General features: G+C 47.5%; 9 protein-coding genes. 5 read left to right on the plus strand and 4 right to left on the minus strand.

Annotation, left to right across the window (positions count from 1 at the left end):
* Positions 1–118: 118 nt before the first annotated feature.
* Positions 119–991 carry a S1 family peptidase gene (locus tag EK374_RS00060; RefSeq protein ID WP_127019008.1) on the plus strand — a complete coding sequence of 291 codons (873 nt, stop codon included), beginning with the start codon at positions 119–121 and terminating at the stop codon, positions 989–991.
* 17 nt (positions 992–1,008) lie between these two features.
* On the opposite strand, the gene tusA is transcribed toward EK374_RS00060, so the two are convergent.
* The 3 genes from tusA to fadB all read right to left on the minus strand — a co-directional run bounded on the left by tusA (position 1,009) and on the right by fadB (position 4,705).
* Positions 1,009–1,263, minus strand: coding sequence for a sulfurtransferase TusA (gene tusA / locus EK374_RS00065; RefSeq protein ID WP_127019010.1), 255 nt, complete (start codon positions 1,261–1,263; stop codon positions 1,009–1,011).
* Positions 1,264–1,369: 106 nt separating this feature from the next.
* Positions 1,370–2,536, minus strand: coding sequence for an acetyl-CoA C-acyltransferase FadA (fadA, locus tag EK374_RS00070; RefSeq protein ID WP_127019012.1), 1,167 nt, complete (start codon positions 2,534–2,536; stop codon positions 1,370–1,372).
* Positions 2,537–2,551: 15 nt separating this feature from the next.
* The gene (fadB, locus tag EK374_RS00075) at positions 2,552–4,705 is read right to left on the minus strand and encodes a fatty acid oxidation complex subunit alpha FadB (protein WP_127019014.1); all 2,154 of its coding nucleotides are present in this window, start codon (positions 4,703–4,705) and stop codon (positions 2,552–2,554) included.
* A gap of 171 nt (positions 4,706–4,876) precedes the next feature.
* Here fadB and EK374_RS00080 point away from each other — a divergent pair, with 171 nt between their 5' ends.
* From EK374_RS00080 to EK374_RS00095, 4 genes are read left to right on the plus strand one after another with little or no spacing between them, the layout of a single operon-like run.
* On the plus strand, positions 4,877–6,799 hold the full coding sequence (locus EK374_RS00080; protein WP_127019016.1) for a transglycosylase SLT domain-containing protein: 1,923 nt from the start codon (positions 4,877–4,879) through the stop codon (positions 6,797–6,799).
* A gap of 55 nt (positions 6,800–6,854) precedes the next feature.
* Positions 6,855–8,177: a Xaa-Pro dipeptidase gene (gene pepQ / locus EK374_RS00085; RefSeq protein WP_127019018.1), complete on the plus strand. Its 1,323-nt coding sequence runs from the start codon at positions 6,855–6,857 to the stop codon at positions 8,175–8,177.
* Positions 8,178–8,186: 9 nt separating this feature from the next.
* The gene (locus tag EK374_RS00090) at positions 8,187–8,825 is read left to right on the plus strand and encodes an IMPACT family protein (RefSeq protein ID WP_127019020.1); all 639 of its coding nucleotides are present in this window, start codon (positions 8,187–8,189) and stop codon (positions 8,823–8,825) included.
* Complete coding sequence (locus EK374_RS00095; RefSeq protein WP_127019022.1) at positions 8,825–10,276, plus strand: TrkH family potassium uptake protein; 1,452 nt, start codon at positions 8,825–8,827, stop codon at positions 10,274–10,276. Before EK374_RS00090 ends, EK374_RS00095 begins: the two co-directional genes overlap by 1 nt.
* A 197-nt stretch (positions 10,277–10,473) precedes the next feature.
* On the opposite strand, the gene trkA is transcribed toward EK374_RS00095, so the two are convergent.
* Complete coding sequence (gene trkA, locus EK374_RS00100) at positions 10,474–11,850, minus strand: Trk system potassium transporter TrkA (RefSeq protein ID WP_127019024.1); 1,377 nt, start codon at positions 11,848–11,850, stop codon at positions 10,474–10,476.
* Between the last annotated feature and the right edge of the window lie 9 nt (positions 11,851–11,859).

Genomic DNA, 11,859 nt, shown 5'->3' on the forward strand with positions numbered 1-11,859 from the left:
GAAAAATGCAGATGGATCAGCAGGTTTTGTTTAAATAACTGCTTACATTTAATGACTTAAGTTGTTTTTGTTTTTCTGTCAATCTGCTTGTAATTAGAAGCTAAATAAGGAAAGACTGATGCAGAACAGGATCAAGTTAAGGCTGTTGAGTGGCTGTTTCCTGATTGCGAGCGGTATTCTTGCGATGCAGGCTTCAGCAATTGTTATTCGCCACGACAAAGCGCCAGAGCAGTATCTGGCATCTAAGGCTGATTTTCCGCCTTTGGTGACCTTCTACAACATTGGTGTGCACGGCACTTTGATTGCGCCAGAATGGGTGCTCACCGCCGCTCATACGGTGTTTTGTTTAAATCCTGGCCAGCCTGTTCAAGTGGGAGATGAACTGGTTGAAGTTCAAGCACGTTATAGTTACCCGACATATCAGCTGGGTGAACACAATGATTTGGCGCTGATTAAGCTGGCAAAACCTGTGCTTAGCGTGCAGCCAGCTAGGTTATACCGTCAGCAGGACGAGAGTGATCAGGTACTGTGGTTTATCGGCAGTGGAGGCACTGGCACAGGCTTAACAGGTGAAACTGTAGGCTATAAAGAAAATAATGGTGTGCTGCGTAAGGCCCAGAATAAAGTAACAGCAGTGACCAAATTCGATCTGCGTTTTGTTTTTGAATCGGATCAACAGGCTCTGGAGCTGGAAGGTGTATCAGGTAATGGCGACAGTGGTGGCCCGGCTTATCTAAAAAAAGACGATGACTATTATCTGTTGGGCGTGAGTTCCAGAGTGGACTCCTGGTTTAAGGATGTCGGTGAATATGGCGTCAAAGAGCTGTATACCCGAGTATCAAGCTATACCAGCTGGATTGATCAGGTGATGGCAGCGGATGATACAGCAAGAGCAAAACTAAGCTCTACAGATGGGTTTTTACAAGAAGGCATGACGGCTGAAAGTCTACCCGGCATTTGTGCTTCTTTAAGCCTGAAAACGAAGTCTTGAAACTTGAAACTTGTGCCTTAGCCAGACTTTTTTACTAAATAACGATAAGGCTCGGCGCTGGTATCGCTGGCCACCAGTTCATGCTCCATAAAACGACAAAAAGCTGGTATATCCCGGGTAGTAGCCGGATCGTCAGCGGTAATTAATAAAGTCTGGCCAGCCGTCATTTTTCGAATCGCCAAGCGGGTCAACATCACAGGCTCAGGGCAGCGTAAACCTAAAGTATCCAGCTGCTGATCGGCCGCTAAAAATAACTGTTCAGGGTTTGACATAGTTCAGGTTCCACGTGAGAAAAGGCGCATATGCTAACTTAGGCTGAATATAATAAAAAGGGCTGGCCTAAGCCAACCCTGTTATTCAATAGCTAACAGCTACTATTTATTCGACACGTTCAAACACTGTCGCTATGCCCTGGCCTAAGCCGATACACATAGTGGCTAAGCCGTATTTGCCACCTTTGTCTTCCAGCACGTTAATCAGTGTGGTGCTGATCCGTGAGCCAGAGCAACCCAGCGGGTGACCTAAAGCAATGGCGCCACCGTTTAAGTTCACTTTAGTATCCATCACTTCCAGTAAGCCTAAGTCTTTCATCACTGGCAGCGCCTGAGCAGCGAAGGCTTCGTTTAACTCGGCATAATCGATATCAGCCACTGTTAAACCCGCCGCTTTTAACGCCTTTTTACTGGCAGGAACAGGGCCGTAACCCATGATGGATGGATCGCAACCTGCTACACCCATACCTATGACTTTGGCGCGGATTTTTAAGCCTAAGGCTTTGGCTTTTTCTTCGCTCATCACCAGCATGCCGGAAGCACCGTCTGATAAAGCAGAGGATGTCCCCGCAGTTACAGTACCGTTGGCTGGGTCAAACACAGGGCGCAGACCAGCTAAGGCTTCTACTGTGGTTTCTGGACGTATTACTTCGTCGGTATCAAAGACTTTCAGTACGCCGTCAGCGTCATGGCCTTGCACCGGGATGATTTCGTTTTTAAAACGACCCTGCAGCGTGGCTTCATACGCCAAACGGTGTGAACGGGCACCAAATTCGTCTTGTTGCTGACGGCTGATGCCATGCAGTTTACCTAACAGTTCAGCGGTTAAACCCATCATACCTGCAGCTTTGGCTATGTTTTTGCCTAAACCTGGGTGGAAATCCACGCCATGGGTCATAGGCACATGGCCCATATGTTCCACACCACCAATTAAGTACACATCACCCATGCCGGTTTGAATAGCACGTACTGCGTCGTGTAAGGCTTGCATGGATGAACCACAGAGGCGGTTTACCGTCACAGCTGGTACAGAATGCGGGATACCTGCCAACAAAGCGGCGTTACGGGCGACGTTAAAACCTTGTTCCAGAGTTTGTTGCACGCAACCCCAGATCACATCGTCAATTTCAGCCGGATCTAAAGCCGGGTTACGTTCAACCAGAGCGGCCATCACATAAGCCGATAATTCCTCTGCACGCACGTTGCGGAAGATACCAGCTTTAGAACGACCCATAGGGGTACGGATACAATCAACTATCACTGCTTGTTTCATTTGTTTCTCTCCGCCTTAAACAGGGTAGAACACGGCACCAGAAGCTGCCATGGCGCGGGTTTTGTCTGTTACCTGATAGATTTCACCTAAATGAGCGTATTTGTCGGCTAAAGCCACAAAGTTCGCTAGACCAATGGTGTCGGCATAACGCAGCGGACCACCACGGAACGGAGGGAAACCTAAACCATAAATTAAGCCCATATCTGCTTCTGCAGCTGAGGCCACAATGCCTTCTTCTAAGCAGCGGATCACTTCGTTAATCATGGGCACCATACAGCGGGCAATTATGTCGTCAGCACTGAATTCCACGCCTGTGCTACCTGCTTTAGCCAGTAATTCATAGGCTGCAGCATCTGAGTCTTTCTTCGGCTTGCCTTTGGCATCTTTGCTGTAGGCATAGAAACCTGCACCGTTTTTCTGACCGAAACGTTGTGCCTGATACATCACAGCCACAGGGTCGTTTTCCACTTTACCCATACGAGTTGGGAAGCCAGCAGCCATTACGTCAGTGCAGTGGAAGGCTGTATCTAAACCTACTACATCCAGTAAGTAAGCAGGGCCCATAGGCCAGCCAAAGGTTTTTTCCATCACTTTGTCTACTTTGGCAAAGTCAGCACCGTCTAACACCAGTTTGCTGAAGCCTGCAAAGTAAGGGAACAGTACGCGATTGACATAAAAACCTGGGCAGTCGTTGACTACTATAGGAGATTTGCCCATACGAGCTGCATAAGCCACTACCGCAGCTACGGTTTCTTCGCTGGTGTCCTTACCACGAATAACTTCAACCAGCGGCATTTGGTGCACTGGGTTAAAGAAGTGCATACCACAGAAGCGGCTTGGGTCTTTTAAGTTGGCGGCTAATGAATCGATAGAGATAGTCGAAGTGTTCGAGGTAATAATAGCGTCTGCTGCTACTAACTCTTCTACTTCTTTGAGCACCGCACCTTTGATTTTGGGGTTTTCAACTACAGCTTCTACCACTATATCAACGGCTTTTACCGGCTCCATGCTCAAAGTCGGCTGGATGCTGGCAATCACTTTTGCCATACCTACAGCATCTAACTTTTTGCGTTCAACCTGCTTGTTCAGCAGCTTGGTGGCTTCGCCCATACCCAGCTCTAAAGCTTTGTCGGCTATGTCTTTCATCACAACTGGCACGCCTTTTAATGCAGACTGGTAAGCGATGCCGCCACCCATAATGCCTGCACCTAAAACGGCTGCTTTTTTAATGTCTTTGGTCGCTGTTTTGGCTGCTTTTTTCGCTTTGCCTTTAATCAGCTGGTCGTTCAGGAATAAGCCGATCTGGGCCGAAGCGGCAGAAGTTTTTGCCAGTTTGGCAAAAGAGGCGTTTTCTAAAGCGACAGCACCAGCACGGTCTAAGCGGGCTGCTGCTTCGATAGTTTCTACCGCAACCATAGGAGCAGGGTAATGTTTACCTGCGTTGGCAAATACCATGCCTTTGGCTGTGTTAAAGCTCATGGTGGCTTCAATTTTATTCAGCTTTAATGGCTGTAATTTAACGGCACGTTTTTTCTGCCAGTTCAGTTTGCCGGCAATGGCATCCTTGATCATCGACAAGGCTGCGTCTTTTAATTTTTCCGGAGCAACAACGGCGTCGATAGCGCCTTCTTTTAACGCAGCGTCAGCACCACGTTCTTTACCTGTGGTGATCCATTCCATACCACCGTCAGCACCAATAATGCGAGGTAAACGCACTGAACCACCAAAGCCTGGCATTAAACCCAGTTTCACTTCAGGTAAACCTACTTTGGCTGTGGTGTCTGCGACACGGTAGTCTGCAGTTAAGGTCCACTCGAAACCACCACCTAAGGCAAAACCACGAATAGCAGCAATGGTTGGAACCGGTAAATCTTCTGCCAGGTCAAATACGTCAGAGGCAGATTTGATCCAGGGGATAAGTTCAGCTTCAGGCTGCTGGAATGTACCTAAAAACTCTGTAATGTCAGCGCCAACGATGAATGCGTCTTTTCCTGAGGTGTAAATCACGCCTTTGAGGTTTTTATCTGCATGCAGCAGATTCAAAGCGGTGCGACAATCTGCTAAGGTTTGTTGGTCAAATTTATTAACTGAACCGGCAGCATTAAAGGTAAACTCGGCAATACCATCCGCCAGATAGGCGACGGTGATGCTGTTACTCTGGTAGATCATGAATGTTCTCCTTCGTCCGATAGGGTGGACTGTTGCTTTTATTCGCAACTGGTAAGATGAGTCTATTGCAGTCTCAGTGTGTCGTGGTTAAGTAAAAATTTCAACCGTTATTTAAACACTTGTTTGAATTGACGGTGGATGTTCCAGTAACTATAGGTGGTAAATATTTGTATGTGGCGTTTATCCTCTGTTTTCCGTCCATCGCTTTGGTTGCTGGCAACCGCCGCCTTGTCCGTCGTTTTTCCTGTACATGCTATCAATGAGGGCATGCGTAAACGTTTCGAACTGGCTGAGAAAAATATCCATAAACTGACTGAAACTCAGGCCAAAAAAGTATTAAAAGAAATGCAGGCTTATCCGCTGCAGCCTTATCTGGAACTGGAGTGGCTAAGTAAATCGCTGGATGACACCAATGCTGTTGTACGTTTTATGCAAGAGCATCAGGGCACACCATTAGAGCGTACTTTACGCGCGCGTTGGCTGAATTATCTGGCAAATCGCAAACAAGCTCAGTTATTTCTGAAGAACTATCAATATGGCTCTGACGTTGTGCTTGATTGTCAGGCTTTGGAAATGCGGCTGGTGCTGGAAAAGCCTGCTGCCGTTTGGCCCGCAGTACGTGATTTGTGGGCTGTAGGTAAAACTCGTCCTGATGAATGCGACCCTATTTTTGACCGTTGGCGCAAAGCCGGTCAGCGTACGCCTGATGCCGTTTGGCAACGGGTGTTGGCCGCGGTAAAAGCTGACAATCAGCGCATGTTGCCTTATTTACGTAGTTTGTTACCGCAGGACCAGAAATACCTGGCAGAGAAGTGGGTGCAGGTGATGGACAACCCTGCGTTGGTCTATCGCAAAAGCTTCCTGCCACTGCGCAGCCCACTTGAGCGTGATTTAGCTGCCTATGGCATACAAAAGTTGGTATGGAAAAAACCAGATCAAGCTATTGAGGTCTGGAACAAATTTGCTCATGACCCGGCCTTCAGCAACGAAAATCGTGCTGTGACCGCTCGTCAGATTGCCATAGCTTTAGCCAGTAAAAACGATCCCCGAGCTGATAAATTTATCGCCATAGTGCCAAATGAATACAAAGACACTTTGTTTGTGCAGTGGCAATTGGCCAGCCTGTTACGCAAAAAAGACTGGTACGCAGTCATTGATGCCGTAAAAGCATTGCCTGCAAAACTGGCCGAAGAAGATTCCAGCCAATATTGGTTAGCCCGCGCTTATCAGCAGGTGAACTTAAAAGAATCCTCTGTGCATATTTATCAACAACTGGCCAAGCTGCGCAGTTACTACGGCTATCTGGCTGCTGCTCATTTAGGTCAGCCGCCAAGTCTGGCACATAAGCCAGTGCCAGTGTCAGCCACCGACTTTTTAGCTTTTAAAAGCAGTGCTCCAGTGCGGCGAATGAAAGAATGGCAAGCGCTTAAGCGACCCAATGCAGCCAAACGTGAACTGACACATTTGCAGCAATACGGCAGCGACTTACAAAAATACAGCGCCGTTAAACTGGCCTATGAATTGGGTTGGTACGATAACGCTATAGTGGCACTGGCCAAAGCTGGCTATTGGGATGATGTCGACTTACGTTTCCCTATGGCCTTTAACAAAGAAATTCAGACCTACTCGAAAAAAGCCAAGGTCGATCCGGCCTGGGCTATGGCGATAGCGCGGCGTGAAAGTACCTTTATTCCAACGGCTAAATCGCCTGTTGGTGCTCATGGTCTGATGCAAATAATGCCAGCAACGGCCAAACATATTACCGGCCGTCGTGTGCCAGTTGAGCAGTTGTACAATCCGGTCACCAATATTAATTACGGTACTTATTATCTGAACTACCTGATGAAAAGCACTGACAACAATGTTGTTTTTGCCACAGCCTCTTATAACGCCGGTTATAGCAGAGTGAAATCCTGGATCCCAAAAGATGGTTCAGTGCCACTGGATATCTGGGTTGAAACTATTCCTTTTAAGGAAACCCGTGATTATGTCAAAAACGTCATGATGTATTACCAGATCTACAGCTTAAAAATGCAGAAAAGCCAGCATATTTTTGAGCCTCTGGCAGAAATGCGGGTAGGGATCGAGGGCTAAGGCTCTCGTGGTACAATGGCTTTGAATTAGTAAATATTTATTGGGATCCGAATTTATGCGTCCAGCTTATCATGAACTTTACGCCGCTCATTTATTTGTGTTGCAGCAACGCACTAAAGCCGTATTAGCCCGCGAGAATCTGGACGCGTTAGTGATCCACTCAGGTCAGGCCAAACGCCAGTTCCTCGACGATATGGATTACCCTTTTAAAGTAAATCCGCTGTTTAAAGCCTGGATCCCAGTGGTAGACAACCCGAATTGCTGGTTGATTGTCGATGGTGTGAATAAACCTAAACTAGCGTTTTATCTGCCAAAAGATTTCTGGCATAAAGTGCCAGACGCTCCGGATTCGTTTTGGTCTGGTTTTTTTGATATTCAGATTCTGGAAAAGGCCAATCAGGTTGAACGTATTTTGCCTTATGACAAAGGCCGTATGGCCTATCTGGGCGAGCATATTGAAGTGGCGACTGCTTTAGGTTTTAGCGAAATTAACCCTGAAGGCGTGATCAGCTATCTGCATTACCATAGGGCTTATAAAACCGACTACGAGCTGGCCTGTATGCGTCAGGCTAACACTCTTGCAGTGGCAGGGCACAATGCTGCCAAAGCTACTTTTATGGCGGGAGGTTCAGAGTTTGATATTCAGCTGGCGTATCTGGCAGCTGTGGGTCAGGGCGAAAACGAAGTGCCTTACGGCAATATCATAGCGCTGAATCAAAACGCGGCCATTTTGCATTACACAGCTTTAGAGCGAAAAAAACCGGACCAATTCCATTCGTTTTTAATTGATGCTGGTGCCAGTTTCCATGGCTATGCCGCTGATATTACCCGGACTTACAGCTTTCTAGACGATGAATTTGCTGCGCTGATCAATGCCATGACGGACATAGAGCTGAAGCTGGTGGATGGCTTAAAGCCAGGCATCAAATACCCGGATTTACATATCGAAGCTCATCAACATATTGCAAAGATACTGGCCGACTTCAACTTTGTACAGATGTCAGCTGAAGGCATTGTGGAATCCGGTATCAGCCGTACCTTCTTCCCGCATGGGTTAGGTCATCACCTGGGTTTACAGGTGCATGATGTCGGCGGTTTTATGGCCGATGAACGTGGTACTCATGTGGCGGCTCCTGCCGATCATCCATTCCTGCGTACCACTCGTCTGGTTGAAGCCAACATGGTCTTTACCATAGAGCCGGGTTTGTATTTTATTGACTCTTTATTGGCTGATTTAAAAGAAACAGCCCATGGCAAAGCGGTGAATTGGGATAAAGTGGCGGAGTTCCGTAAATACGGTGGTATCCGGATTGAAGATAACGTCATAGTGCACAAAGACCGCAACGAAAATATGACCCGTGAGCTGAAGCTAGCTTAAGGCGCTTTGATGTCCGGCAGTTGGGTGTTGGCTAAAACGGTTTCGTCTGAGCAAGAAATCAAACGCAGCCGTTTTTTATGTACTTTATGGCCAATACAGAGTCTGGCAGAAGGCCAGCAGATTATTCGTCAGCAAAAGCAGCAACATCCACAAGCAGCTCATGTCTGCAGTGCTATGCTGTTGCCAGCAGGTGCAACGGGTCAGCCGCAAGCCTTCAGTGATGATGGTGAACCTTCAGGCACTGCAGGCAAACCTATGTTGGCTGTATTGCAAGGCTCCGGCATGGTAGGGCTTTGTGCGACTGTAGTGCGTTATTATGGCGGCATTCAGCTGGGCACTGGCGGATTAGTCCGAGCTTATAGTGATGCAGTACGACAAGCTCTGACGCTGACACAACGCGAATTTATACCTATACGGCAACAGGCCACTTTGTCTGTGCCTTATGCAGTTTTTGAAGCCATGCAGCGTCTGTGGCAAAACCGCTGGTTGGTAGATCAGCAAGAGTTTGACCAGCAAGTGCGCTTAACAGTACGTATCGCTCAAAGCGACCAACAGGAATTTGAACAGCAGTTTATGCAGACCATACTCAGACTAAAAGAACCGCAAGCCACCCTGATGTGGCATAACCCGTCAGAGCAGGATTCCTGATGCAATACCGTTCCATCATTCGTATTTTAGGTCTGCTGGTTACCATCTTCAGTATTACCATGTTGCCTCCTGCCTTTGTTGCCTATTGGTATCAAGACGGCGCTGGAGTGCCCTTTTTATTGTCTTTTTTCTTGTCCTTACTGATTGGTTTTGTCGTCTGGTATCCAAACCGCAATGAAAAGTCTGAACTGAAAGTACGGGAAGGTTTTTTAATAGTGGTGCTGTTCTGGACCGTATTAGGTGCAGTAGGGGCTTTACCTTTCTGGCTGACCGAAAATCCGGATATGGATCTGGCTGCCAGTATGTTTGAGTCTTTTTCAGGCTTAACCACCACAGGTGCTACAGTGCTGACCGGTTTAGAAAGTCTGCCCAAAGCTATTTTGTATTATCGCCAGCAAATGCAGTGGTTCGGTGGTATGGGGATCATCGTATTGGCTGTGGCTATACTGCCGATGTTAGGGGTGGGTGGTATGCAGTTGTATAGGGCTGAAACTCCGGGTCCGGTCAAAGATAACAAAATGACACCCCGTATCGCTGATACCGCCAAGCATCTGTGGTTTATCTATCTGGGTATTACTATCGCTTGTGCTGTCTCTTTTTATGTCGCAGGTATGAGTGTTTTTGATGCGATTTGCCATGCATTTTCTACCGTAGCTGTAGGAGGTTTTTCAACCTACGACGCCAGTATTGGTTATTTTAACAGCGTCAGTATTAATATGATTTGTGCCATCTTTTTATTGATTAGTTCAGTCAATTTTCCTCTGCACTTTGCCGCTGTACGAGGCAAAAACATTAGAACCTATTGGCGCGATCCAGAGTTTAAAGCCTTTGTTGCTATTCAGTTGGCGTTGATGCTGCTGTGTTTTTTGGTGCTTTTAGAAGAGCGGATTTATCCGGACTGGCAAAATGCGTTAAACCATGGTTTTTTTCAGGCTGTGTCTATGTCCACTACTGCGGGTTTCTCTACCGCAAGTTTTTCCAGCTGGCCGTTGTTTTTGCCTATTCTGTTAATCTTCGCCAGCTTTATCGGCGGTTGTGCTGGTTCTACTGCTGGTGGTTTAAAAGTAGTGCGGGTACTGCTGCTATTTTTACAGGGTAAAAGGGAGTTAAACCGGTTAGTGCATCCACGGGCTGTCTATTCGATCAAACTTGGCCGTCGGCCAGTACCGGATCGGATAGTGGAAGCCGTCTGGGGGTTCTTTGCTGCTTACGCTTTTGTCTTTGTAGTTATTATGTTGCTGCTGCTTTTGGTCGGTATGGACAATATCAGCGCTTTTACTGCTACCGCCGCCTGTTTAAACAACTTAGGCCCTGGTCTGGGTGAAGTGGCCGCCAACTTTGCCTCAGTGCCTGATGCGGGCAAGTGGGTGTTGGTGGTCGCTATGATCTTTGGTCGTTTAGAGATTTTTACCTTGTTGGTGCTGTTTACTGCCGCGTTCTGGAAAGATTAATTCTGCCGTCGTCCTTGCGGATTAATCTTTCCTAAATCAATTTGGAATTCCAGACGGGCGGATGCAAGACCCGCCCCTACGGTTTTTTTAACCAGCAATAGGTGTTAATCCATGTTCTGGTTGGATTGCAGAGGGGCCGCGGCTTGTCCCAGCCCTTGCGCTGCTATTAGATGGTCAGATGCAAGTGCCGAGTGGTATCAAATAAATATCGCGCTGACCTGGAATAAGCGTTCTACCTCGGTGATGTACTTTTTATCCACCAGAAATAAAATCACATGGTCGTCAGTTTCAATCACTACGTTATCGTGAGCTATTAATACTTCGTCGCCACGCACTATGGCGCCTATGGTTGCGCCTGGTGGCAGTTTAATCTGGCCTATGGCCTGACCTACTACTTTTGACGTTGATTTATCACCATGAGCAACAGCCTCAATGGCTTCTGCAGCTCCTCTGCGCAGTGAGTAAACGTTCACTATGTCACCACGACGGATATGGGTCAGCAGGGCTGAAATAGTAGCTTGTTGTGGTGATACCGCTATATCTACTTCGCCGCCTTGCAGCAAATCCACATAAGCGCCGCGTTTAATCAGCACCATGGTTTTTTGTGCGCCCATACGTTTGGCCAGCATGGCGGACATAATATTGGCTTCATCGTCATTGGTGACCGCTAAAAACACGTCCACCTGTTCGATGTTTTCTTCTTCCAGCAATTCAGGGTCTGACGCATCGCCGACATAAACCACTGTATTGTCCAAAGCACTGGACAGGTATTCAGCTCGCTCTTTACTGCGTTCAATCAGCTTCACGCTATGGTTTTTCTCTAAGGCGCGAGCCAAACCATAACCTACGTTACCACCACCGGCTATCATAATGCGGTGATAGCTTTTCTCCAGCTTTTGCAGCTCGCTCATCACAGCGCGGATATGTTTAGTGGCTGCGACAAAAAATACTTCGTCGTCCGCTTCTATTACCGTAGTGCCTAAGGGCTTAATCGCATGACCACGACGATAGATAGCGGCAACACGGGCATCCACATGCGGCATATGCTGTTTTAAGGTCGATAAGGCATGGCCGACAAGCAGACCACCATAATAGGCTTTTACCGCTACTAAGCTGACACGGCCTTCGGCAAACTCCACCACCTGCAAAGCGCCAGGGTAGTCGATCAAGCGTTTGATATAGTCGGTGACCAGGGTTTCAGGGGAAATAAAGTGGTCGACTGGCATATCGTCTTTGTTAAACAACTGGTCGCGGTATTTCAGATACTGGTTAGTACGGATACGGGCAATTTTCAGCGGTGTATTAAAAATACTGTAGGCCACCTGACAAGCGACAATGTTTACTTCGTCGCTGCTGGTGACTGCAATAATCATATCGGCGTCTTCAGCCCCGGCACGTTTTAAAATATCCGGGTGCGCACTATGGCCATGCACCACCTGCAAATCGTATCTGTCTTGCAGGGCGCGTAGCTTTTCAATATTGGTGTCAACGACAGTAATGTCGTTTTGTTCACCGACCAGGTTTTCCGCTAAAGTGCCACCTACCTGACCTGCACCCAGAATTATAATTTTCATAAAGCCTCT

This window comes from Rheinheimera mangrovi (assembly GCF_003990335.1).
GTDB classification, from domain to species: Bacteria; Pseudomonadota; Gammaproteobacteria; order Enterobacterales; family Alteromonadaceae; genus Pararheinheimera; species Pararheinheimera mangrovi.